The sequence below is a fragment of the Halobacterium sp. CBA1132 genome (assembly GCF_001485535.1).
In the GTDB taxonomy this organism is placed as follows: Archaea; Halobacteriota; Halobacteria; order Halobacteriales; family Halobacteriaceae; genus Halobacterium.
Map to the genome: position 1 here is coordinate 1,967,867 of NZ_BCMZ01000001.1, position 21,148 is coordinate 1,989,014.

General features: G+C 66.5%; 21 protein-coding genes and 1 tRNA gene. 9 read left to right on the plus strand and 13 right to left on the minus strand.

Annotated features, from left to right (window positions below):
- Positions 1–12: 12 nt before the first annotated feature.
- Together AVZ66_RS10275 and AVZ66_RS10280 are read right to left on the minus strand one after the other, a co-directional pair.
- Entirely contained in the window at positions 13–453 is a 441-nt protein-coding gene (locus AVZ66_RS10275) for a hypothetical protein (protein WP_058983993.1), read from the minus strand.
- Positions 453–1,142: an ATPase domain-containing protein gene (locus AVZ66_RS10280; protein WP_058983994.1), complete on the minus strand. Its 690-nt coding sequence runs from the start codon at positions 1,140–1,142 to the stop codon at positions 453–455. Before AVZ66_RS10280 ends, AVZ66_RS10275 begins: the two co-directional genes overlap by 1 nt.
- A gap of 184 nt (positions 1,143–1,326) precedes the next feature.
- On the opposite strand from AVZ66_RS10280, the gene AVZ66_RS10285 reads away from it, so the two are divergent.
- Positions 1,327–1,521 carry a cold-shock protein gene (locus AVZ66_RS10285; RefSeq protein ID WP_058983995.1) on the plus strand — a complete coding sequence of 65 codons (195 nt, stop codon included), beginning with the start codon at positions 1,327–1,329 and terminating at the stop codon, positions 1,519–1,521.
- A gap of 67 nt (positions 1,522–1,588) precedes the next feature.
- Here the strand turns inward: AVZ66_RS10285 and AVZ66_RS10290 are convergent, their stop codons facing one another.
- The 8 genes from AVZ66_RS10290 to AVZ66_RS10320 form a co-directional block, all read right to left on the minus strand.
- On the minus strand, positions 1,589–1,978 hold the full coding sequence (locus AVZ66_RS10290; RefSeq protein ID WP_058983996.1) for a hypothetical protein: 390 nt from the start codon (positions 1,976–1,978) through the stop codon (positions 1,589–1,591).
- A 98-nt stretch (positions 1,979–2,076) separates the two neighbouring features.
- The gene (locus tag AVZ66_RS10295) at positions 2,077–2,277 is read right to left on the minus strand and encodes a hypothetical protein (protein WP_058983997.1); all 201 of its coding nucleotides are present in this window, start codon (positions 2,275–2,277) and stop codon (positions 2,077–2,079) included.
- A 396-nt stretch (positions 2,278–2,673) separates the two neighbouring features.
- Entirely contained in the window at positions 2,674–3,729 is a 1,056-nt protein-coding gene (locus AVZ66_RS16270; protein WP_157575647.1) for a hypothetical protein, read from the minus strand.
- Positions 3,730–3,994: 265 nt separating this feature from the next.
- Positions 3,995–4,065: transfer RNA gene (locus tag AVZ66_RS10300), tRNA-Pro, on the minus strand.
- 52 nt (positions 4,066–4,117) lie between these two features.
- The gene (locus AVZ66_RS10305) at positions 4,118–5,011 is read right to left on the minus strand and encodes an RNA-guided pseudouridylation complex pseudouridine synthase subunit Cbf5 (protein ID WP_058983998.1); all 894 of its coding nucleotides are present in this window, start codon (positions 5,009–5,011) and stop codon (positions 4,118–4,120) included.
- Positions 5,012–5,013: 2 nt separating this feature from the next.
- Positions 5,014–5,592 (minus strand): (d)CMP kinase, encoded by a 579-nt coding sequence (gene cmk, locus AVZ66_RS10310; RefSeq protein ID WP_058983999.1) that lies wholly within the window; start codon positions 5,590–5,592, stop codon positions 5,014–5,016.
- A gap of 326 nt (positions 5,593–5,918) precedes the next feature.
- The gene (locus AVZ66_RS10315; RefSeq protein ID WP_058984000.1) at positions 5,919–6,785 is read right to left on the minus strand and encodes a DUF106 domain-containing protein; all 867 of its coding nucleotides are present in this window, start codon (positions 6,783–6,785) and stop codon (positions 5,919–5,921) included.
- A 99-nt stretch (positions 6,786–6,884) separates the two neighbouring features.
- Positions 6,885–7,535: an adenylate kinase gene (locus tag AVZ66_RS10320; RefSeq protein WP_058984001.1), complete on the minus strand. Its 651-nt coding sequence runs from the start codon at positions 7,533–7,535 to the stop codon at positions 6,885–6,887.
- A gap of 153 nt (positions 7,536–7,688) precedes the next feature.
- Here AVZ66_RS10320 and AVZ66_RS10325 point away from each other — a divergent pair, with 153 nt between their 5' ends.
- From AVZ66_RS10325 to AVZ66_RS10335, 3 genes are all read left to right on the plus strand, one after another.
- Positions 7,689–8,099, plus strand: coding sequence for a hypothetical protein (locus tag AVZ66_RS10325; RefSeq protein WP_058984002.1), 411 nt, complete (start codon positions 7,689–7,691; stop codon positions 8,097–8,099).
- Between the two features lie 127 nt (positions 8,100–8,226).
- Positions 8,227–8,664 (plus strand): universal stress protein, encoded by a 438-nt coding sequence (locus tag AVZ66_RS10330; protein WP_058984003.1) that lies wholly within the window; start codon positions 8,227–8,229, stop codon positions 8,662–8,664.
- Positions 8,657–10,891, plus strand: a complete 2,235-nt coding sequence (locus AVZ66_RS10335) for an amino acid permease (protein WP_058984004.1) — start codon at positions 8,657–8,659, stop codon at positions 10,889–10,891. Before AVZ66_RS10330 ends, AVZ66_RS10335 begins: the two co-directional genes overlap by 8 nt.
- 6 nt (positions 10,892–10,897) lie before the next feature.
- Here the strand turns inward: AVZ66_RS10335 and AVZ66_RS10340 are convergent, their stop codons facing one another.
- Both AVZ66_RS10340 and trkA read right to left on the minus strand, forming a co-directional pair.
- On the minus strand, positions 10,898–12,466 hold the full coding sequence (locus AVZ66_RS10340; RefSeq protein ID WP_058984005.1) for a TrkH family potassium uptake protein: 1,569 nt from the start codon (positions 12,464–12,466) through the stop codon (positions 10,898–10,900).
- 19 nt (positions 12,467–12,485) lie between these two features.
- Positions 12,486–13,829: a Trk system potassium transporter TrkA gene (trkA, locus tag AVZ66_RS10345; protein WP_058984006.1), complete on the minus strand. Its 1,344-nt coding sequence runs from the start codon at positions 13,827–13,829 to the stop codon at positions 12,486–12,488.
- Between the two features lie 156 nt (positions 13,830–13,985).
- Between trkA and AVZ66_RS10350 the strand changes: the two genes are divergently transcribed.
- Positions 13,986–14,906: a M48 family metallopeptidase gene (locus AVZ66_RS10350; RefSeq protein WP_231727104.1), complete on the plus strand. Its 921-nt coding sequence runs from the start codon at positions 13,986–13,988 to the stop codon at positions 14,904–14,906.
- On the opposite strand, the gene AVZ66_RS10355 is transcribed toward AVZ66_RS10350, so the two are convergent.
- On the minus strand, positions 14,890–16,107 hold the full coding sequence (locus AVZ66_RS10355) for an ABC transporter substrate-binding protein (protein ID WP_058984007.1): 1,218 nt from the start codon (positions 16,105–16,107) through the stop codon (positions 14,890–14,892). The genes AVZ66_RS10350 and AVZ66_RS10355 overlap by 17 nt on opposite strands.
- 174 nt (positions 16,108–16,281) lie before the next feature.
- Here AVZ66_RS10355 and AVZ66_RS10360 point away from each other — a divergent pair, with 174 nt between their 5' ends.
- The 4 genes from AVZ66_RS10360 to pstB are packed head-to-tail and all read left to right on the plus strand — an operon-like array spanning position 16,282 to position 21,147.
- On the plus strand, positions 16,282–17,433 hold the full coding sequence (locus tag AVZ66_RS10360) for a PstS family phosphate ABC transporter substrate-binding protein (RefSeq protein ID WP_058984008.1): 1,152 nt from the start codon (positions 16,282–16,284) through the stop codon (positions 17,431–17,433).
- Positions 17,434–17,484: 51 nt separating this feature from the next.
- Complete coding sequence (pstC, locus tag AVZ66_RS10365; RefSeq protein ID WP_082678828.1) at positions 17,485–18,642, plus strand: phosphate ABC transporter permease subunit PstC; 1,158 nt, start codon at positions 17,485–17,487, stop codon at positions 18,640–18,642.
- Positions 18,642–20,249: a phosphate ABC transporter permease PstA gene (gene pstA / locus AVZ66_RS10370; protein WP_058984009.1), complete on the plus strand. Its 1,608-nt coding sequence runs from the start codon at positions 18,642–18,644 to the stop codon at positions 20,247–20,249. Before pstC ends, pstA begins: the two co-directional genes overlap by 1 nt.
- Positions 20,242–21,147 carry a phosphate ABC transporter ATP-binding protein PstB gene (pstB, locus tag AVZ66_RS10375; protein ID WP_058984010.1) on the plus strand — a complete coding sequence of 302 codons (906 nt, stop codon included), beginning with the start codon at positions 20,242–20,244 and terminating at the stop codon, positions 21,145–21,147. Before pstA ends, pstB begins: the two co-directional genes overlap by 8 nt.
- Position 21,148 lies beyond the last annotated feature (1 nt).

Genomic DNA, 21,148 nt, shown 5'->3' on the forward strand with positions numbered 1-21,148 from the left:
CCGGGGCGGATGTCATTTCCGCGAGAGGAACTCCGGGAGCCGCAGCCTGTCGAGGTCGTTTCTCGGGATCGTGTCGATGTCGATTCGGTCGAGAAGTTCCGGGAGACGCATCCTATCGCTGTCCCCGCCGCTGGCCCCGACATCGCCGCCCTCCTCGCCCTTGTACGTGATTAGCTTCGACCACACCGCGCGCTCGCGGGACGGGAACTCCGAGGTGTCGAGGTCGCTCTCCCCCGAGGCCAGTTGGCTGTCGAGGTCCGCCGCGGAACTCTTCCCCTCGTCGTAGGCCATCTCCACGAGCGACCGGCCCGCAGCGGCGACGAGCTGGCGGTACTCCTGGGGGTTCCGTTCGCCGAGCGCCGCGGAGACGCCGAGCGCGTACGCCCGCCAGACGGCTTCCTCGCGGTCGAGTTCCTCGCCGTCCCAGTCGCGGGAGAAGGATTCGTCGTACATCACTCGGGGCGGACTTTCCGTCCGGGGTCGACCTGCAGCCCCGACCCCGTGAAGGAGACGTCGCGGATGTCGCAGTCGATGTTCGTCCCACGCATCTTCACCAACTGCACGCCGCGGGTCATCCCGCCGTTCTCCAGGAAGTTGTGGAGGAAGATGACGCCGTGGGCGAGGTAGTGCTCCTCGGCGTAGGCGGTCGGGTCGGTCATCTCCGAGACGAGCAGGACGGTGGCGTCGGTCTGCTTGAGGCCGGTCGCGAAGTGCGTGACCTCCGCGTCCGCGTCGTCGGCGAAGTGCGCGAGCAGCATCGTGGAGTCGACGACAACGCGGTCGTAGTCCTCCTGGCGAATCATCGACGCGAGCCGCGACGACAGCCCGGACTCGCGGCCGTACTGGGTGAGCGAGCGCCGCGAGCGCTCCCGGGTGAGATTCAGGAACTCGAAGTTCTCCGCGTTCGCCGTCCGCGAGAACCCGAACTCGTAGTTGTCCATGTCGTCGACGAGTTCGTTGCGCGTCTCGTGCATCGTCACGTACAGCACGTCCTCGCCGTTCTTCACGCCCTCCGTGACGTACTGGGCGGCGAGCGTGGTCTTCCCGCTGCCCGGCGGGCCGCTCAGCGTGTACAGGCGGCGCGCCGGGAGCCCGCCGTCGAGGAGGCTGTCGAGCCCGGAGACGCCGGTCGAGATTCTCATCGGTGGTGCTGACGTGGGCCACGCTTAAATCCTCCCGTGTTCGCGCGCTTGCAGGTCGCTGCCGGGCGGCGTCGGCGAGTCGCGGTGTCGCTGGCCGGCTCCCGTGAATCTCCGTGACACAGCTACCCGTGGGTCGAACAGTCTCGGAAGGGTTATCCGTCAGTGCGGCATAGCTGGAGTTGCAATGGCAACCGGTACGGTTGATTTCTTCAACGACACGGGCGGCTACGGTTTCATCGAATCTGAGGACGCGGACGAGGACGTTTTCTTCCACATGGAGGACGTCGGCGGTCCGGACCTCGAAGAAGGACAGGAAGTCGAGTTCGACATCGAGCAGGCCGACAAGGGCCCGCGCGCGACGAACCTGACCCGGCTGTAATCCCGGCGTTCCTTCACAGCAACTACCCTACTTTCCCGATTTTCACACGCCGAACAGCGACGCGTACTCACTCCTCCGTCGGTCGAACGCGCACGAGGAGGTCGCCGTGTACCTCACCGAGGACGGCCGCGTTGTCGTGGTGTTCGACGCTCTCGCGGTCGACCTCGTGGGCTTTCCGCACGATGACTCCGGTGTCGTCGTCGGTCAGAATCCCGCCGACCTTCACGAGCCGGTGCGGTTCCACGTACTCGTAGACGTCCCGGAGCGCCGCGGGCGCGTCGGTGTCGACCGTGCCGATGGTCGCCGCGCCCAGCCGGTCGTCGGGCGCGAGGTCGGCCGCGCTAATCGAGACCCGCTGCCCGAACTTCTGGGACATCGCCGGCAGCACACTCTCCTGGGTCTGCTGTGACGGCTGGGTCTCCGTCGAGCGCAACACCACCCGGAACGTCACGGGCATACTCCGCGCTACCACGCCAGGTCATATCATACCACGTGCTAGGGGTCAAAACGTTGAATATTCCGCCAAAACTCCGCGCGCTGCCGGCGAGCGACGGCTCACCCCTCGTCGATTGGTTGGACGGTATCCGTCCCACACTTCCGGCACGACGAAACCCGGTACGGCTGGCGCGCGAGCGGAACGTCCCCGTCCGGCGTGCTCTCCACACACAGTTCGATAGTGACGGTGTGGGGCGTCTCCATGCCGCAGTTTTCGCAGGACTCCGTCCGCCCGACGTTGTGTGGTGTGTCGCTCGCCATCCCGGATATCGAACTAGTAGCACCGCTTTGCCCATCCCACCTTGGCCTAAGCAGTTAGGCCGCGGGCGCGCTACGACGACGCCACTCCGCGCCCGCCGATGAACGACGGGAACACGTCGTCGATGGACTCCGTCTCCGACATCCTCGACGACAGGTCGACAGCGAGCAGCGGTCCTTCCGCGTGAAGCATTACCAGCGCGTACTCCGGGGCCTGCCATAAACGTTCAGCCGGGCACGGCTACGTGGGACGGAGAGTTCTATTGATCCCCGATTGCGAAGGTGCCGAGTTTTTACTACATCTTATCGGGTGCTGGGAATTGAGACAAAAGAATTATCACAGAGGGAAACTGATGGACTAGTGTGAACCGCGCCCCACCGGGGTGCGGTGTCACTTCCTTACATACTACTGTTGAGCAGTTGCTCAACTAATTCATCACTATCGTGGACACCGATATCTTTCGTTGGATGAAGATCTTGGAGAAGCTCCGGAAGTTCGGGATCAGTACCCTTTGTATACACTATCACATCGTCGTTTTTAACAGTACTAGGTAATCGGTCTGGTTTGAGATTTACCACACAACCACCGTTTTCGTACGCCCATTTTCGTGCTGCGCCGTGTAGATCTGTACGTGACAGCATGGATCTATCCCCTCCAGTTAGTACCTGGTCATGGAAGAATAAGACCGGATGAGGATAGTGGAGAAAATCTTGAATCCCGTGTGGTAGGGTCGGAACTATGTGGTCGGTATACCGCTCATTCACTGCTTCAGCATGGATATACGGCTGTGTATCCCAGTTCCTTCGGTTAATTATATAGTCTTCTGCCAAGTCCGGGAATTCTGTAAACTTATCTTCATCATGCCCCGCAAGGAAGCCTGCCAGGTTATACGCGATAATGTCCGCAGTTGATATGGATGGATAAGTTAAATCCCCGTTCGGAATTAGGTCAATATCAAACTCCATGCCACAGTATTTCCAAGCAGGTGTAATTTTGCCTGCAGCGTTGTCTACGAACGCTTTCGGAGCCAGATCCCGCTCGTGAGAGCGGTGATACCGCCACAAAGACACGATTTCGAAATACTGCGAGAGTACATCAGATGTGAAACTAGCTCCATGAACCGGATCCTTTCCATCATATTCTAGGTTCACATCATCCCCATACCACCCAATTGATACATTTATTCGGCTGATTTCTGGATTTTCGATTAAATCGGCAACTAATTCAGACATGTGGTCTCGCATCGAATAGCTCGGGAGATGTTCAAGAACCGTTCGTGATTTGATTACAGGAAATGGGAGTTGGACATTATGGCTGCGAAGGAAATCTCGAATAGTATTAAAATAATAGGAGCGGAAGTGTTCTAAATCGTCAATTTCAACTGCTACACCAACCAGAAACATTTGATCGCCTCCCGGCGGGCTAGTAGTATCCACCGCGACTATTTCTGACATAATCATATTTTATCCTCCAGCTGAAATGATTCTTTGGATTAGCATCCTTAGCAACGTTCCCTCACGGAGAATTGAACAGTCCCCGTCAGTTTCTCCGCGTAGGGGCGGTCGGTGCGACCACTCCAAGACTCGTCACAGTCGAATTTCTACCCGCACAACGAGACCGAGGAGTATGAATCATCGGACGCGCCACGAGTCCAAGCGCGGAGACGCCTCTAGAAGGTTGAGCAGTAGGCCCGGAATTAAATTCCGGGCGAAAGTGAAGTGGGACCGCCGAGATTCGAACTCAGGTCCGACGGACCCCATCCGCCGAGGATACCGCTACCCCACGGTCCCACGTATCGACCGAGGCGGCGTCCGGCATTAAGGCCTTCGTTTCGGAATTACGTTACACGAGGACGCGTTCGAGGTCGACGACGGTGCCGGCGTCGGCGTCGGGGTCGCCGACGAAGCGACCGAGGCAGACGGCGGCGCCGTTGGGCGTGTAACACGCGACGAGCGCGCCGCGGTCCGCGTCGTCAGCACTGATGACGCCGGGCGCGTAGACGGGCGCGCCTTCGGCGACCTGCTCGGCAGCCGACGGCGCGATAGTCAGCGCGGGGATGTGTTCGAGCGCGCGTTCGGCGGGCACGAGCACGTCCCGGAGCGCGGCCTCGGGGTCGCCGCCGGGCGGACTGGTGTCGTCTTCGTCGCGCACCCACGCGAGCGCGTCCGAGAGGTCGTGCAGCGTCGACAGCGCCGTGTCGTCGAACGGCGTGGTGGCGGTGCGGCGGAGGTGGCCCATGTGGGCGCCGGTGCCGAGCGCGCGCCCGAGGTCGTGGCAGAGCTTCCGGACGTACGTCCCGGACTCGCAGCGAATGCGGAGTAGGGCCTGCCGGTCCTCGACTTCCAGCACGTCGAGGTCGTGAATCTCGCGGACGCGCAGGCGGCGCGCGACCGCGGACTTCCGCGGCGGCTTCTGGTAGGTCGGTCCTTCGAACTCCTCGACGACGCTGTGGAGGTTCGCGGGCGCGTCTGCGTGCAGTTCGAGGACGGCGACGTACTCCTTCGGGCCTTCCAGCATCGCGGGCGCGAGCCGCGTCGCCGCGCCCGTCAGGACGGGCAGACAGCCCGTGACCTTCGGGTCGAGCGTGCCGGCGTGCGCGGCCTTCTCGACGCCGACCATGTCCCGAATCCACGCCGACACCTGGTGGGCCGACGGCCCCGGCGGCTTGTCGAGGTTGACGACGCCGAACTCGAAGACGTCGTCGGGGGCGCGGTCCGCGGGGGCGTCTCGGAGCATCGTCAGAACTCGTAGTCGACGTTCTCGATTGGCGCGGGCCCCTCGTCGTTCGAGGGCTCGTAGTTGTCCACGGCGTACAACACGATGTCCGTGACGGCGTCGGGCCCCCACCGCGCGGTGTTCACCGAGAGGTCGTAGATAGTGAGGTCGTCGAAGTCGATGCTGTAGTAGTCGGCGTACCGCGCGTTCTCGGAGTCCTCGCGCTTCTCGGTCTCGGCGCGCGCGGTCGCCGGCGTCTTCTCCTCGCGCTCGGCGATGCGGCGCGCGCGCACGCTCAGCGGCGCGTCCAGCCAAATCTTGATGTCGGCGTACTCGCCGGCCATCCAGCCAGCCAGCCGGGATTCGAGCACGACGTCGTCGCGCTCGCGGGCCGTCTCGCGGAGCTGGCGGTCGAGGTCCTTGTCTATCTGGGAGTCCTCCTCGGCGAGTTCGTTGAACTCCTCGAGGGAGAGTCCGCGGTCGTCGGCGAGTTCCCGGAAGATGTCGCCACCGGAGATGTGGTCGTAGTCGAGGTGGTCGGCGAGCGCGGACGCGACCGTGCTCTTCCCGCTCCCCGGCGGGCCGGAAATCGTGACTAACATATCCGTGCTGGGGGCGGCGCGGACAAAGAGGTTTTGAACCTGAACCCGGCGTGTGGCGGTTTCGCGCGGAGCGACACCGAGAACGAGCATTCGCGCGAGCGGCGACTGGAAGGAACCGCAAGCGCGATTCACTCCGCGAGTGAGCACAGCGAGCGAGCGGAGGCCGACGACCGACTAACGCGAGCGAAGCGAGCGGCAGTCACGTGAGTGAAGCGAACGTGACCTCGGCAGAGCTCCGCTCTGCCGGCAGGAGGGAGGAGTGCTTTTTCACCAAGTTTTTGCCGAGTAGGGCGCGCTCCGCGCGCCCTACGCAGAGCAAAAAGTGGTCAAGTGGGCGTCGTCTGGATGTTCAGCGCCTTCCGGATGATGTTCGAGAAGCTGAACGAGCAGATCATGTACCAGATAATCCACGTGGGGAACACGAGGATGCGGCCGTGGTTGAAGTCGACCTGGCCCGCGAGCGGCAGCGTCATCACGATCTCTCGGCCGGAGTAGACGGTGCCGAGCTTCCAGTACATCCAGAGGAACGCGGGGATCGTGAGCAGCATAATCCACGCCATCGGGCGGAACTGCTCTTTGAGCATGCCGGCTTGGTCGCCGAACGCCTCCATCTGCTCTTCGCGCAGGCGCTCGATTTCGGCGTCGTCGCCGCGCTCTTTGGCGTCGGACATCTTGTCTTGGAGCTTCTGGGCGCGCTCCTGATACTTGGACATCTTCGACATGTCCGTCAGGTTCGCCTGCAGGAGCGTCGAGTACAGGCCCGTGAGTACCGCCAGCGCCATCACGACGACGTAGAACGGGAGCACGGACTCCAGCGGCCCGAGCACGACGTCGACGGCGCCGCCGATGGTGTTCTGGACCGGCTGAATCTGGTAGCCGAGAATCGCGCCGAAGGCGCCGACCGCCGCGAGTTTGTCCCACTTCGACCACGACGAGGACTCGGGGCTCTCCTCCATTTCTTCCTCGGGTTCGAGGCCTTCGCGGACGCCGTCGGGGTCCGCGAATTCGAAGCCTTCGCCGGACTCCACGAGCACGTCTTTCTCCAGTAGGCGCCCCCACTGGCCGCTGGAGACGTCGCCTTTGACGTCCCGCCAGCGAATCTCGCCCTCGTGGTCGAGGAGGTCGTCGAGTACGTCGGCCAGTTCCGGGTCCTCGCGGACCAGCGAGCGGACTTTCTCCGCGGTTCGAGACATCTTCTTGGCTGTTCTTTGCGGTGGCCGCTTGAACCTCTTACGGAAGCTACTACCGCGAACGGTCGGTCCGCAGAAACGCCGCAGGTGGTCGGCCCCGAGTTAGTTCGCGTTCGCTTCGACGGCGGCCTCGACGTCGGTCCAGACCTCGTCGGGGGTCTGTTCGCCGTCGATTTCTTCGAGCACGCCCTCCTCGCGGAAGTACTCGACGACGGGCGCGGTGTTCTCCTCGTAGACGTTGATGCGCTCGCGGGCGGTCTCCTCGGTGTCGTCCTCGCGCTGGTAGAGGTCGCCGCCGCACTCGTCGCAGACGCCGGCTTCCTCGGGAGCGTTGAAGTCGACGTGGAAGGTGGCGCCACAGTCCTCGCAGACGCGGCGGCCGGTCAGGCGGCGGACGAGTTCCTCCTCGGCGACGTCGAGGTAGAGCACGACGTCGAGGTCCGTGATGGAGTCCAGGTACTCCGTCTGGCTCTCGTTACGCGGGTAGCCGTCGAGGACGAAGCCGTCGGCCTCATTGAGCGCGGTCTTGACGATTTCGTTGACGACGTCGTCGGGGACGAGTTCGCCGGCGTCCATGTACTCGCCGGGGGTGTCGTACTCCAGGTCGAGGTGGCTGATGTCCATGCCCTTGTTCGCGCGGAGCGCGTCCCCCGTGGTGACGTGTTCGACGCCGAACTCCTCGGTCAGTCGACGGCTCTGTGTGCCCTTCCCGGCGCCCGGCGCGCCCAGAATCAGAATTCGCGGGTTACTCATAGCGTGTCGTTTCCGGGCCGCTATTAAGGAGGTAACGTTTCCGGCCGAACTCTCAGCGAGTGGGTGGCAAGGATTGCGACAGACACGGGACTCGCGGCGGTCGCGTCGCCTCGGAACCGACGTGCTTTGTGGGCGGCCCCCCAATTGCACCGCATGACTCGCTTCGACGCCGACACCGACGCCGGTCGCATCGAACTCGTCGCGGACGCCATCGCCGCTCACCGCGAGCGCGACAGCGCGTTCTGCACGCTGGAAGCCGACGAAGACCCCAGCGACGACCCCGAGTTCCTGCCGCCGTGGGTGCAGTTCGCCGAGGGCACGCTCAACATCGACTGCACGGACGACGAACTCGACCGGCTGGCGACGGTGGTCTCGCGGTTCGGCGCGTTCACCATCGAGGAGCGCGAGAAGGTCCCCGCCGAGTCCGCCGACGAGTCCCCCGGCACGAACGTCCGCATCGAGGCGCGCGCGGACGACGACCGCGTCGGCCAGTTCGTCGACGCCGTCTTCGAAGACGTCTACGAACTCCCCGAGGACTTCCGGCTGTGGGCCGTCGAAGTGTGAGTTCCGGTGGCGACCGCACGGAGTCGAAGATATAAGGAGACGCGCGACACAGCTATCGGTATGAGCTTCTCACGCACAACGCCCCTAGGAGTGGGTGTCTGCACAACCCCGGGAACGGGTGGTCGACATGGGTGACCTCCTCGAAACCGTCGTCGTTCCGGTCGCCAGCGAGGCGGACGCGGAGACAACGATGCGTGCGGTGCTGCCGCGCGTCCGCGACGCCGGCGGCAGAATCGTCGCCGTCCACGTCGTCGAGAAGGGCGGCGGCGCGATCGACAAGGCGAGCGTCGAACAGCGCGAGCTGTACGCCGAGGACGTCTTCACGGTCGTCGAGGACGCCTGCGCGGACGCCGGGGTGGCCTGCGAGACGGACCTTCGGTTCGACGAGGACGTCGCCGACGGCGTCTTCGCCGCCGCACGCGACCACGGCGCGAGCGCAGTAGCGTTCACGCCCCGCGAGAGCAACCGCTGGCTGGACCTCCTGACCGGCGACGACGCCCGCGACCTCGTGAAGCAAGCCGACCTCCCCGTGGTCGTGTTCCCCGCAGAGGACGCCGATGAGTGACCAAGAACTCGCGAAAGACCTCGGCCCGCTGGCCGCGCTGACCATCGGCGTCGGGACGATGATCGGCGCCGGCATCTTCGTGCTTCCGGGCGCCGCTGTGCACGAGGCGGGGCCGCTGTCGGCGGTCGCGTTCCTCGTCGGCGGCGGCATCGCGCTGTTGACCGCGCTGTCGGCGTCCGAACTGGGCACTGCGATGCCGAAAGCGGGCGGCGCGTACTACTACGTCAACCACTCGCTGGGGCCAATGTTCGGGTCCATCGCGGGGTGGGCGAACTGGATGGGGCTGGCGTTCGCGTCCGCGTTCTACATGTTCGGCCTCGGCAAGTACGTCGTCACCTTCCTCTCGGTTCCCAGCGTCGCACTCGGCCCGCTGGTGCTGGGGCCGGCGAAAGTCGTCGCGCTGTTCGGCGCCGCGTTCTTCGTCGGCGTGAACTACGTCGGCGCGAAGGAGACCGGCGGCCTCCAGAACGTCATCGTCGTCACGCTCGTCGCCATCCTCGCGGTGTTCACCGCCGTCGGCGCGTGGAACGCCGACCTGAACTCGCTGCTCCCGCTCGTCCGGGAGGGGAAGGGGTTCTCCACCGTGCTGCCCGTGACCGGGATGGTGTTCGTCTCCTACCTCGGATTCGTCCAGATTACGAGCGTCGCCGAGGAGATCAAAGACCCCGGGAAGAACCTCCCGCGTGCGGTCATCGGCAGCGTCGTCCTCGTCACGCTCATCTACGCGCTCGTGTTGCTGGTGGTGCTGGCGGCGGTGCCGAACGAACTCGTCGCCGGCAACGACACCGCAGTGGTGGACGTCGCGCGCCGCCTCATGGGTCCCGCCGGCGCCGTCGCGTTGCTGTTCGGTGGGCTGCTCGCCACCGCCTCCTCGGCGAACGCCTCGATTCTGGCGTCGTCGCGAATCAACTTCGCGATGGGGCGGGACAAACTCGTCTCCGACAGCCTGAACACGATTCACGACCGGTTCGCGACGCCGTACCGCGCAATCGCGCTCACCGGCGTGTTCATCCTCGTGTTCGTGCTGTTCGGTAACCTCGAAACGCTGTCGACGATGGGGAGCACGCTCCACCTCGTCATCTACGGGCTGTTGAACGTCGCGCTCGTCGTGATGCGGACCGTCGACCCGCCCGAGTACCAACCGGACTTCCGCGTCCCGTTCTACCCGGCGACGCCGATTCTCGGCGCTATCACGTCGTTCGCGCTCATCGCGTTCATCAACCCCACCATCATCGCGGCGACCGGCGCGTTCGTCGTGTTCGCGGTCGCGTGGTACCTCGTGTACGCGCGTTCGCGGGCGACGAAGACGGGCATTCTCTCCCAGTACCTCCAGTCGAACCCCGAGAGCGCGCCCGACGCCGCCGTCTCCGCCGCGGAGTCGCTGGCCCCGGACGGTTCGGACTACCGCGTGCTCGTGCCGCTGTCGAACCCCGAGAACGAGACCGACCTCATCACGCTCGGCGCGGCCGCCGCGAAGGCCAACGGCGGCCGCGTCGTCGCCGTTCACGTCGTCCAAGTGCCCGACCAGACCTCGCTCTCGTACGCCAACGACCACCTCGACGAGTTCACGAACGCCGACGAGAGCGAGCGCCTGCTGGAGAACGCGCGCGCCGACGCGGAGGACTTCGGCGTCCCCGTCGAGACGCACACCATCCTCTCGCACCGCTCGTTCGCCGAACTGTTCGACGCCGCCGAGTCCCACGACGCCGACCTGCTCGTGATGGGGTGGGGGCCGGACAGCCACGGGTCGCCGGGCCGCGCGGAGTCCGCCGTCGACGAACTCGCCGGCGACCTGCCGTGTGACGTGCTCGTGTTCAAGGACCGCGGCTTCGACCCGTCGCGGGTCGTCGTGCCGACCGCGGGCGGTCCGGACAGCGAACTCAGCGCCGCCATCGCGCGCTACCTGCGTGAGCAGTTCGGCAGCGAAGTCACACTCCTGCACGTCGCCGACGACCGCGACGCTGGCCGCGAGTTCCTCGCGGAGTGGGCCGACGAACAGGGGCTGTCCGACGCCGAGTTACGCGTCGAGTCCGGCGACGTCGAGGACGCCATCGAGAGCGCCGCTGCGGATGCGTCACTGCTCGTCGTCGGCGCGACCGAGCGCGGCCTCCTCGAACGCCTCGTCACGGGGTCGCTGGTGCTGGACGTCGTCGACGACGTGGACTGCTCCGTGGTGCTCGCGGAGAAACAGCGCAGCCGGTCGCTGCTCGAACGCCTGCTGGGCTGACCGGGTTCAGGAGTTCCAGTACGCCCGCGTCAACAACACGAGGACGGGCAACACTTCCAGCCGCCCGACCCACATCAGCCCGACCATCGCGAGTTTCGTCGTCTCCGGGAGGAACTCGTAGTTCCCCATCGGCCCGACCAGCCCGAACCCGGGACCGACGTTCCCGAGCGTCGCGCCGACGGCGCTCATCACCTCCAGCGCGTCGAGGGACTGCTCGATGCGCGTGACATCGATGGCGACGAACAGCGTCGCGCCGACGAACAGCGCGAAGTAGACGGCGGTGAACGCGTAGATGCCCCGAATCGCGTCCTCGTCGAGCGAGCGGCCGCCCAGCCGAACGGGCTTGACGGCTTCGGGGTGGATGGTCACGAACAGTTCTCGCTTGAGGCTCTTGAGGATGACCAGCCACCGCACCATCTTCACCGCGCCGCCGGTGCTGCCCGCGCTCCCGCCGAGGAACAGCGCGATGAACAGTACGTACTTGCTGGCTTCGCCCCACTGCGCGAAGTCCATGCTCGCGTACCCGGTCGTGGTGATGAGGGATGCGGCTTGGAAGACGGCGTGGCGCAGCGACGCTTCGAAGTTGCCGGCGACGGGAGCGACGGCGTCCTTGACACCGAGCGCCGGCCCCGTGAACAGGAGACCGGCCAGCAGCGCGGTGACGGTGCCCACGACGCCGAGGTAGAAGCGGAACTCGGAGTCGCCGAACAGCGCGTCGGTGTCGCCGGACAGCGCCTGCCAGATGAGCGCGAAGTTCGTCCCCGCCGCGAACATGAACGGCACGATGACCCACTGGACGACCCCGGAGAACGCCTCGATGGAGCGCGCCGCCGGGCTGAAGCCGCCGGTCGCCATCGTCGTGAGGCCGTGCGCGACGGCGTTGTACAGGCCCATGTTGTCCGCGAACCCCGCGTGGTGGAGACCGTACAGCAACAGGATTTCCAGCAGCGTGATGCCGGCGTACGCCAGCCACAGCGCTCGCGCGGTCTCGGCGATGCGGGGCGTGAGCTTCTCGATGCTGGGGCCGGGCGCCTCCGCCTCCATCAACTGCGCGCCGCCGACCGAGAGTTCCGGGAGGATGGCGACCGCGAGCACGACGATACCCATGCCGCCGAGCCACTGGGTGAGTTGGCGCCACAGCAACACGGCGTGAGAGTGCGTGTCGAAGGAGATATCCTCCATCACCGTCGCTCCGGTCGTCGTGAACCCGCTCATCGTCTCGAACAGTGCGTTCACGGGGTTGCCGAGCGACGACGCGGGCGCGGACGCCGCTGCGACGCCCGGAATACCGTGGGCCGCGAACAGGTACGGGAGCGCGCCGACGACGCTCGCCGCGAGCCACGTCAGCGCGACCATCAAGAATCCCTCGCGGGCGCCGAGGTCGGACGGGTCACCGACGCGTTCGAGCGCCGCCCCGGCGGCGAACGCGACGACAATAGTCGCGACGAACGCCGCCAGTCCGCCGTCGCCGTAGTAGAGCGCGACCGCCAGCGGCGCCAAAAGCGGCACCGACAGCCACTTCACCACCGTGCCGACGAGCGCGACGCTCGCCCGCCAGTCCACGCGAACAGTCATCGGTTCGGCGGCCCCGCGGTCATAGTTTCGAGGTCACCTCTTCGAGCGCGTTCGCCTGTACGAACGCGACGACATGGTCGCCGGCCTCCACGACAGTACTCCCGCGCGGCGTAACGTACTCGCCGTCACGCGTGATGGCGCCGACGACGACGCCGTCGGGCAGGTCCGCCATCACGTCCTGGATGGCGCGGCCGGCGAGCACGCTGTCGCCGTCGACTTCGACCTCGACGACTTCCGCGCCGCCGGGTTCGATGATGGCGACGTTCTCCGCGCGACGCTCGCGCGTGAACCGCGTGATCTCCTCGGCGATCACCTGCCGGGGGTTGACCGCGACGTCGACGCCGACCGTCTCGAAGAGGTCGACGTAGCGCGCCTGCTCGACGACCGCGATGGTGCGCGTCGCGCCCTCGCGTTTCGCGAGCAGCGCCGCCAACAGGCTGCGCTCGTCGCTGCCGACCGTCGCGATGACGACGTCGGCGTCTTTGATATGCTCGCGGGAGAGGAACTCGGGGTCGGTGGCGTCGTGGGAGTACACCGTCACGGACGGCAACGACTCCGCGAGTTCGCGGGCGCGGGCCTCGTCGAACTCGATGATGCGCACCGAGACGCCGCGCTCCACGAGGGACTCGGCAGTGAGTTTGCCGGTCGTCGACCCGCCGACGATAACGGCGTCCTCGACTTCACCGGCGGCGCTTGCGGGATCGACGGCGCGAGCGAACTCGCGGACACTGGCGGGCCGCCCGACCACGACCACGCGCGCACGCCCCTCGATAACTGTGTCCCCGCGCGGGACGCTGGCGTGGTCGGCGCCCTCCGGGATGACGGCGACGAACGTCAGTTCGTCGAAGCGGTCGGCCTCCACGACCGTCTCTCCGGCTATCGGGCTGTCCTCTGGCACTTCGAACTCCGCCATCTGTATCGACCCGCCGGCGAAGGGGTCGACGTCGCGCGCGGTCGGGAGGCCGACGACGCGAACGATGGCTTCCGCCGCGAGCAGGTCCGTACACACCATGAAGTCGACCCCGAACGCGCCGTGGTGTTCGCGCCACGTGTCCAGATAGTTGGTGCGCTCGACGCGAGCGATGGTGAACGCATCGCTGACGGTGTCGACGGTCGCACACGTCGCGAGGTTCGTCTCGTCGTCGTCCGTGCTCGCGATGACGACGTCGGCCTTCTCGACCTCGGCTTCCGCGAGCACGTCGAGGTCGGTGCCGTCGCCGGTGACGGCGAGCACGTCCTCGGAGTAGGTCAGCGACTCGACGCGCTCCGGGTCGACGTCGACGACCACGACCTCGTGGGCGTCCGAGAGGCTGCTGGCGATGCTCGACCCGACCTCGCCGGCGCCGACGACGAGGATGCGCATCAGTCCGCCACCCCTTCGTACATGCCCGGTAGGTGAGCCCCCTCCGTGAATAGCGCTTCGGAACGACTGGCGCCGCGCCGTCCGCTCGGAGGGGTCTGGCCGCCGAATCGCGCTCCCGCCGACAGCCGTTTGTGCCGGCCGGAACTACCACCGAACATGGGTCCGGGCCGCCGCCTCCTGATGGTGTTCGTTGGCGTCGTCGCGCTCGTCTGGCACGTCGCCGCCGCGGCGGCCGTGTTGTGGGCGCTGGTCGCCGTCTTCTCTGCGGACGTCCCGCCGGTGACCGCGCTCGGCGTCGTCGCCGTCGTCACCGTCGCGTTCGGCTACCTCAGCTACCGCGTCGGCACCGCTCGCGTCCTCGCGCAGCTACACGCAGTCCCGCTGGAGCCGCGACGCGCGCCCCGCGCCTACCGCGTGCTCGACTCGCTCGTCGACCGCATGGGCGTCGCCCCGCCGACGCTGTACGTCGCCCAGATGCCCGTGCCGAACGCGCTCAGCCTCGGCGGCCCCGGCGGCGCAGTCGTCTTCGACGAGTCGCTGTTCCGCATTCTGGACGCCGCCGAGTTCGAGGCCGTGCTCGCGCACGAACTCGCACACATCGAGCGCCGGGACAGCCTCGTGCAGTCGCTGGCGTTCGCCGTCGGCCGCACGCTCGTGGGCTTCCTCGCCGTGCTCGTGTTGCCGGTTGCGTTGCTCGCGCGCGGCTGCAACCGGCTGCTGGCGTGGGCGCGCGGCCGGCCGGGCGCGGACTCGGGGCTGGCGTTCCACGAGCGCATCGGCCGACTGGTGCTCGTGGCGTTCGTCGCGCTCACGCTGGTCGTCCGCGCGCGCTCTCGGCGACGCGAGTTCGCGGCCGACGACCGCGCGGTCGACGTCACGGGCGAGCCGCTGGCGCTGGCGTCCGCGCTCCGGAAGATACAGCGCGCCAGCGAACCGCGCCGCTCGCTGACGTCGCTGTCGCGGCGTCGAACCGACGAGAACAGCGCCGAGGCGTGGTTCTCCACGCATCCCGCGATGGACGACCGCATCCGGCGCCTCCGCGAGCGCACAGACGAGCGCGTCAGGCGCCGTCGGTGACGATGCTGGCGACGCGCTCCCGGTCGAAGAGCCGTTCGTCGGCGGGAATCTCGGGGTAGTGGTCGCCGTGCTCATAGTCCGGCCACTCGCCGAACACGTCGGGGTAGAGCTGTTTGGCGGTCATCTCCACTTGGAAGAGGTTCATCAGCGGCCCCTGATAGCGCATTCCGGACGCGTACACGCGGTCGTTCTCGACGGCCGAGAGCGTCTCGCCGGCTTCGCTGTTCCGGAGGCTCTCGCGGACCGACGCCATGTCGTAGCGCGGCGTCGCGCCCCAGAGGTTGAGGATGACGTCCGGGTCGGCCTCCAGCATCGTCTCGTAGCCGACCGACCCCCAGAAGTTCGACCACTCCTGGTCGGCGAACGCGTCGCGGGCGCCCAGCGGCCGGGTGTCCGCGAACCAGTAGCCGGGCTTGTTGAGGTGGTACGTGTAGAAGGTGCCCTGCGAGTACGTCGCGCGGGCGACGGTCGGACGTTCTTCCGCCGGCGGGAGGTCGGCTTCGATGGTCTCGACGAGGTCGGTGTGAACGTCGCGGAGCGCTTCGGCGCGCTCGCGCTCCCCGAAGACATCGGCGACGTGGCCGAACAGCTCCCAGAGCGTGTAGTACTCGTAGGTGTCGCGGTACTGCTCGGGGGGTTGGTCGTGGGTGCCGCTGTAGAAGTTGCCGAACCACGGGCCGATGTTGGACGCCATGTCGTCGATGTCGCCGACCGACCAGTTGTCCTGCGTGACAAGGTACGCGGGGTCCAAGAAGTGGACGTCGCTGTCGAGGCTGTACAGTTGCTCCTCGCTGATGCCGTCGCCGTACGGGTCCGGGAGGCCCTCCCAGTCGAAGCTGACGCCGTCGAGGCGCTCGTAGTAGTGATTCATCGTCGTCCCGGACATCTCCGGGACGTAGAGGGAGTTGACCGCGTCGCCGTACCCGAGCGCGACGGCCATGTCGGCGTACTGCGGGAACACCACGAAGACGTCCTCCGGGGGTTCGTCGAGGGTGATTTCGCCAGCCGGAGCCAGTGACGCCGTCAGCGACTCGTCGGTGGTAGTGCTGGTGGCCCCGGACGTCCCGCCGGCCGCTTCGGTGGTCGCGGTGGTGTCGCCGTCGCCGGAACTGGTACAGCCGGCGAACAGCCCGGCGGCGGCCGCCGCGCTCGCTCCCTTGAGGTACTGTCGTCGCGTGAACGGCTCGCGGTTCTCGCGCATGCATTTTAGGGTGGCCTAAACGAATATAGGCGTTTGGATTTTCCCGTTGATTTCTCCGGACGGCTATATAGCGCTCGGTGAGACACACCCACAAACCGACGGCTACGCCCTTCTCACAGCAGTATATATCACTCATATTATAGTTCATATAGCGGAACGTCTACCGTCCACGTGATGGCGCAGGATTCGACGCGTCTGTCCGACCTCGTATCGCGGCGGAAATTCATCGCGACTGCCGGCGCAGCGGGCGTCGCAACGGTCGCCGGCTGTTCGAGCGGAGGCGACAGCGGAGGCGACACCAGCGAGCCGACCACTGCGGACACCGGAAGCGACCAGGAGACCACCGCCGGCGAACAGTCCAACGAGATGGACACCAGCGTCCTGACCGGCGACGGCTCCTCGACGGTGTTCCCCATCACGAACACCGGCGCGAGCTACTGGAACTCCAACCCCGAGGCCGGCGACGGCGACTACTGGCCGACCTCGTGGGCCGAGGAGTACGGCACCGACATGCGCCTCGCGGACTACTTCGCCAGCCAGTACGGCTACGAGCCGACCGGCGAGCGCTCGAACCCGCCGTTCCGCGTGAGCATCGCGCTCAGCCACTCCGGCACCGGCATCGAGGGCGTCATGGAGGGTCGCGTCGACATCGGTGACTCCAGCGCGCCTGCCGCGGCCGAGCTCGCCGGCAGCGACCCCTCCGAAGAGACGCTGAACAACTTCACGGACCACGTCGTCGGCGTCGACGGCCAGCCCATCGTCGTCAGCAACGAAATCGCCGACGCCGGCGTCGAGAGCATCACCATCGAGGAGCTCCGGGCCATCTACCGCCAAGAGATTACGAACTGGTCGGAGCTCGGCGGCCCGGACCGCGACATCCTCGCGCTCGGCCGCGCCGAGGGCTCCGGGACCGACACCTCGTTCCGGGCGAACGTCTTCGGCGACCCGAACGCCCCCATCAGTCCGGACCAGCGCTTCGGCCAGAACCAGCAGCTCCAGCAAGCGATTACGCAGGCCGACAACGCCATCTCGTACATCGCGCTGGCGTTCGTCGAGCCCGACGGCGGGACGCCGCCCGTCGACCTCGTCATCGACGGCACGACGTACTCCTACGGCGAGAATCTCGGTTCCCAAGACTACCCGCTCTCCCGCGACCTCCACGCCTACACCTGGGAGGGGACCTCGCGGAAGGAAGCGGCGTTCATCAACTTCCTGCTGAGCGACTTCGGCCAGGAGACGTTCGTCCAGGCGAACAACTACTTCGCGCTCCCCGACGACCGGCTGCAGACCCAGCGCGAGAAGGTCGCGCCGTCGAACTACGAGTAAACCCGGCTGCCGTGGCCGACTGCGGCCGCCTCGACACACGATTTATTCCACATGACTCAGTTACTCGGATGGACGCGGGAGCTGCCCACGCGGCTCCGCGCGTCCGTGATTCGGCGCGTCGAAGCGACCAGACAGTGGGCGTACAACTACCGGTCCAGAACGGCGGACGGCGCCATCGCGATGCACGCGCTCGTGTTCGGGTCCGTGCTCGCGACGTTTCTGTTGTTCTTCGCCGGCTCGGCGTGGACCGTCCTCCCCGTTCTCGCCTTCCTCGCCAGCATGGGCGTCGGCTGGTATCGCTACCAGGCCGAGGCCGCGAAGGCGCTGACGTTCCTGACGACCGTCGCGACGGTGTCGATTCTGACGCTCATCGTCGCATTCCTCGTGATCGAGTCGCTGCCCATCGTCCGCGCCATGGGCGTGGACGTGTTCACGCAGGTCCGCAATCCGGCGATGGAAACCCCGAAACTCGGGCAGGGACTGTGGGGTCGAAACGATGTCTGGTCGCTCACGCCGATGATGGTCGGGACCGCAGTGACGACGGTCATCGCGACGCTCGTCGCCGCCCCCGTCGGCATCGCAGGCGCAGTGTTCGTCAGCGAAATCGCCCCCCGGCGCATCCGCGAAGTGGTCAAACCCGGCATCGAACTGATGGCCGGCATCCCCTCGATTACGTACGGGTTCATCGGCCTCACCATCGTCAACCAGTACTTCTACGCGAAGTTCCGCACGCCCACCATCGGGACGTACTTCGCGGCCGGCCTGATGATCGGCATCATGGCGCTCCCGACGGTCGTCACCGTCGCCGAGGACGCGCTCAACGCCGTCCCGGAGTCCATCAAGAGCGGCGCGCTCGCGATGGGGTCGACCCCGTGGCAGACCACCAAGAGCGTCACCATCCCCGCCGGGCTCTCCGGCGTCTCGGCGGGCGTCCTGCTCGGCGTCGGCCGCGCGATGGGCGAGACGATGGCCGCGACCGTGATGCTCTCGCACACGAAGGGGTTCCCGTCGCCGGTCTTCGACGTGTTCTCGAGCTACGGCGAGACGCTCACGACGGTTATCGCCTTCGAGGGCGGGAACGCCAGCGGCCTCCACATGAGCGCGCTGTTCGCGGGCGGCGTCGTGCTGTTCGTGATGGTGATGCTGCTCAGCGTCGGCTCCCAGTACGTCGAGTGGCGGATGCACCAGAAGCTCGGAGGTGAACGCTGATGAGCAGCGTCACGCGCAACCGCCTCGTCGCCGGCGACTCGACGACCAGCGTTCTCGTTGCCCGCGGCGTCCTCGCCGTGTCCGCGCTGGCGTTTCTCGCGTCGTGGCTGGTCGTCTTCCAGTGGGTCGACGAGACCGCGCTCGTCGCCGGCGTCTCCGTTCTGAAGCTCCTCGGTGCCGCCCTCGTCGCAGCCGGCGTCGGCCTCACTGTCGTCGGTGTCGGCTCCCGACTCGAATACTTCGAGAGCACGCCGTCCGCGAGCGCCGGCCTCCCGGTCGGCTTCGTGTTCGGGGTGCTGTGGGCAATCCTCGGCGGCCTAATCGCCACGCGGCTGTTCGGGAACGCCGCCGCGGTGTGGCTCCCCGTCGCCGCCGTGTTCGGCGTCGCCGGCCTGCTCGCGTCGGTGCTCCCCCGCGAGGACGTCGGCTCCACCGTTCCGGTCGCCGCGATTCTCGCGCTGCTCGGCGGCTACGTCGCGGTCGGCGGTGTCAACGCCGGGTGGACGTGGTCGCCGTCGTGGTCGTCGGCCGTGTTCCCCGGGAGCGAACTCGTGCCGCTGCTCGTCGTCTTCGGCGCGCTGTTGAGCGCGTGGAGCGCCGCGAAAGCCGGTGAGGGCTTCGGCGCGGAGGGCCGGCAGGCGGGCGCGTACTACCTCGTCGGCTCGGTCGTCTTCGCGATGCTCGGCGTGCTCGCGCTCCTGCTCGCGTTCATCGTCAAGAACGGCCTCGAAACCATGCTCACGGGGACGAGCCTCGTGGGCGGCCACCTCACGGTCCCGCTGCTCGGCTTCGACGTGCCGTGGCCGGAGTTCCCGTTCCTGATGAACCAGACCGGCGGCCTCTTCGTCGAAGTGCCGGGCGTCCTCCCCGCCGTGATGGGGACGCTGTGGCTCGTGTTCGGCGCCGTCCTGTTCACCGTGCCGCTCGGCATCGGCGCCGCCGTCTTCCTCACCGAGTACGCCGAACGCGGCCGCTTCACGCAAGTCGTCGAAGTCGCCACCAACGGCCTCTGGAGCACCCCGAGCATCGTCTTCGGGCTGTTCGGACTGGCGTTCCTCGTCCCCCGCATCAGCGGCGGGAACTCCATCTTCGTCGGGCAACTCGTGCTCGGCTTCATGCTGCTGCCGCTCGTGCTCATCACGAGCCGCGAAGCCATCCTCGCGGTCCCCGACGAACACCGCGACGCCAGCGCCGCGCTCGGCGTGACGAAGTGGGAAACCATCCGCAGCGTCGTGCTCCCCGCCGCGATGCCCGGAACCATCACGGGCGTCATCCTCGGCGTCGGCCGCATCGCCGGCGAGACCGCGCCCCTGCTGTTGGTGTTCGGCGGGTCGCCGTACCCCAGCAGCTACCCGAACGTCCTCGGGAGCTTCCGGTTCAGCGCTCAGCCGCCGTTCGTCACCAACGACGCGCTGCTGTCCCCGGCGAGTGCGCTCCCCTACCAACTGTACTCGACGATTACGGCGGGCGTGTTCCCCAAGGAGATATTCACGAACACCGAGTTCGGCTGGGGGACCGCGCTCGTTCTGCTGGGCGTCGTCGTCGGCCTCTACGCCGTCGGCGTCGCCAGCCGCCTCTACTTCCGGAGAAAGCTACACTATGAGTGAAACCGAAGCAGTCCACGAACCCAGCGAGCCAGCACAGCAACAGACGACCACCGGCGAGAGCGACGAACAGGTCCGCGACGCGTGGACCGACTACGACTTCGCCGGCGACGCGAAACTCACAGTCGACGACCTCGACGTCTACTACGGCGACGAACAGGCCCTCCAGAGCGTCTCCCTCGACATCCCCGCCGAGAGCGTCACCGCGCTCATCGGTCCCTCCGGCTGCGGGAAGTCCACGTTCCTGCGGTGCCTGAACCGCATGAACGACCGCGTCGACAGCGCCCGCATCGACGGCTCCGTGAAACTCGACGGCGAGGAAATCTACACCGACGGCGTCAACCTCGTCGAACTCCGCAAGCGCGTCGGCATGGTGTTCCAAGAGCCCAACCCCTTCCCGAAGTCCATCCGGGATAACATCTCCTACGGCCCCCGCAAGCACGGCGACCTCGACACCGGTCTGCTCGCGCGACTGCTCGGCCACGACGACCACCAACAGGAAGCCGATCTCGTCGAGCGCGCGCTCAAACGCGCGGCGCTGTGGGAGGAAGTCGAGGACCGCCTCGACGACAACGCGCTCGGCCTCTCGGGCGGCCAACAGCAGCGCCTCTGCATCGCGCGGTGTCTCGCCGTCGACCCCGACGTCATCCTGATGGACGAACCCGCTTCGGCCCTCGACCCAATCGCCACCGCGAAAATCGAAGACCTCGTCGAGGAACTCGCCGAGGACTACACCGTCGTCGTCGTCACGCACAACATGCAACAGGCCGCCCGCATCAGCGACCAGACCGCGGTCTTCCTCACGGGCGGGGAACTCGTGGAGTACGGCGACACCGACCAGATATTCGAGAACCCCGAGAGCCAGCGCGTCGAGGACTACATCACCGGAAAGTTCGGGTGAT

What these genes read in the sequence shown, in the direction of transcription:
- AVZ66_RS10285 (WP_058983995.1), top strand. Translation starts at nt 1,327, where the DNA reads ATGGCAACCGGTACGGTTGATTTCTTCAACGACACGGGCGGCTACGGT.
- AVZ66_RS10330 (WP_058984003.1), top strand. Translation starts at nt 8,227, where the DNA reads ATGGGTGACCTCCTCGAAACCGTCGTCGTTCCGGTCGCCAGCGAGGCG.
- AVZ66_RS10280 (WP_058983994.1), bottom strand. Translation starts at nt 1,142, where the DNA reads ATGAGAATCTCGACCGGCGTCTCCGGGCTCGACAGCCTCCTCGACGGC.
- AVZ66_RS10355 (WP_058984007.1), bottom strand. Translation starts at nt 16,107, where the DNA reads ATGCGCGAGAACCGCGAGCCGTTCACGCGACGACAGTACCTCAAGGGA.
- pstB (WP_058984010.1), top strand. Translation starts at nt 20,242, where the DNA reads ATGAGTGAAACCGAAGCAGTCCACGAACCCAGCGAGCCAGCACAGCAA.
- AVZ66_RS10360 (WP_058984008.1), top strand. Translation starts at nt 16,282, where the DNA reads ATGGCGCAGGATTCGACGCGTCTGTCCGACCTCGTATCGCGGCGGAAA.
- trkA (WP_058984006.1), bottom strand. Translation starts at nt 13,829, where the DNA reads ATGCGCATCCTCGTCGTCGGCGCCGGCGAGGTCGGGTCGAGCATCGCC.
- cmk (WP_058983999.1), bottom strand. Translation starts at nt 5,592, where the DNA reads ATGTTAGTCACGATTTCCGGCCCGCCGGGGAGCGGGAAGAGCACGGTC.
- AVZ66_RS10335 (WP_058984004.1), top strand. Translation starts at nt 8,657, where the DNA reads ATGAGTGACCAAGAACTCGCGAAAGACCTCGGCCCGCTGGCCGCGCTG.
- AVZ66_RS10290 (WP_058983996.1), bottom strand. Translation starts at nt 1,978, where the DNA reads ATGCCCGTGACGTTCCGGGTGGTGTTGCGCTCGACGGAGACCCAGCCG.
- pstC (WP_082678828.1), top strand. Translation starts at nt 17,485, where the DNA reads ATGACTCAGTTACTCGGATGGACGCGGGAGCTGCCCACGCGGCTCCGC.
- AVZ66_RS16270 (WP_157575647.1), bottom strand. Translation starts at nt 3,729, where the DNA reads ATGTCAGAAATAGTCGCGGTGGATACTACTAGCCCGCCGGGAGGCGAT.
- AVZ66_RS10315 (WP_058984000.1), bottom strand. Translation starts at nt 6,785, where the DNA reads ATGTCTCGAACCGCGGAGAAAGTCCGCTCGCTGGTCCGCGAGGACCCG.
- AVZ66_RS10275 (WP_058983993.1), bottom strand. Translation starts at nt 453, where the DNA reads ATGTACGACGAATCCTTCTCCCGCGACTGGGACGGCGAGGAACTCGAC.
- AVZ66_RS10340 (WP_058984005.1), bottom strand. Translation starts at nt 12,466, where the DNA reads ATGACTGTTCGCGTGGACTGGCGGGCGAGCGTCGCGCTCGTCGGCACG.
- AVZ66_RS10320 (WP_058984001.1), bottom strand. Translation starts at nt 7,535, where the DNA reads ATGAGTAACCCGCGAATTCTGATTCTGGGCGCGCCGGGCGCCGGGAAG.
- AVZ66_RS10325 (WP_058984002.1), top strand. Translation starts at nt 7,689, where the DNA reads ATGACTCGCTTCGACGCCGACACCGACGCCGGTCGCATCGAACTCGTC.
- AVZ66_RS10350 (WP_231727104.1), top strand. Translation starts at nt 13,986, where the DNA reads ATGGGTCCGGGCCGCCGCCTCCTGATGGTGTTCGTTGGCGTCGTCGCG.
- AVZ66_RS10305 (WP_058983998.1), bottom strand. Translation starts at nt 5,011, where the DNA reads ATGCTCCGAGACGCCCCCGCGGACCGCGCCCCCGACGACGTCTTCGAG.
- pstA (WP_058984009.1), top strand. Translation starts at nt 18,642, where the DNA reads ATGAGCAGCGTCACGCGCAACCGCCTCGTCGCCGGCGACTCGACGACC.
- AVZ66_RS10295 (WP_058983997.1), bottom strand. Translation starts at nt 2,277, where the DNA reads ATGGCGAGCGACACACCACACAACGTCGGGCGGACGGAGTCCTGCGAA.